The sequence below is a fragment of the Mesorhizobium sp. M1E.F.Ca.ET.041.01.1.1 genome, from assembly GCF_003997355.1.
GTDB lineage: Bacteria > Pseudomonadota > Alphaproteobacteria > Rhizobiales > Rhizobiaceae > Mesorhizobium.
Genome location: NZ_RZSL01001206.1, coordinates 1 through 597, shown reverse-complemented (window position 1 = coordinate 597; position 597 = coordinate 1). Strand labels below are relative to the sequence as shown.

Annotated in this window: 1 protein-coding gene; it reads right to left on the bottom strand. The window is 71.5% G+C overall.

Annotated features, from left to right (window positions below; translation table 11 throughout):
• Positions 1-597: GAF domain-containing protein (locus EOA38_RS38380; protein WP_127301672.1), on the bottom strand; the 597-nt coding region annotated here is incomplete at both ends.

Here is a 597-nt window from a genome sequence, read left to right as displayed (position 1 = left end):
GAGCAGCGCCGAGCGCAGCCGGTCCGCCTCGGCAGCGAGCTTGGCGCGGTCGACATCGGCGACGAGCTGGATGCGCTCGATGGCGACCGCTGCCTGGTCGGCAAGCGCGTCGAGGAGACGTTGCTGCTCTGGCGTGAGCAGCGGGCCTTGCTTGTCGTTGTCGAGCCCGACGACACCGACAGCCGTGCGGCCCGTCCGCAAGGGCAGGTATAGGCGCTTCGCGCCGGGCAGCGTGTCGGCGCCGCGGCCGGCCGGGCGGTCGTGCTCCCAGGCCCAGCGGGCCGCCGCGATGTCGGCCTCGGCCAGCGTGTCGTCCGGCGGGTAGCCGGCCTTGACGGTGATCGTGCCGTTTTCCGGCAGCAGCAGCACCACGCGCACTTTCAGCATCGAGGCGATCTGGAACGCGGTGGCCCACAGCACGTCGTCGAGCGTGCCGGCGCCGGCGAGCTTCTTCGAGAAGGAATAGATGTCCTCGGTTGCCCGTGCGCGCGAACGGGCGGCGGCCGCCTGGCGCTGCACGCGCGCCGTCAGATTGCTGGCGATGACGGCGACGACGAGGAAGGCGGCAAAGGCGACGATGCTCTCCGGGTCCCTGAT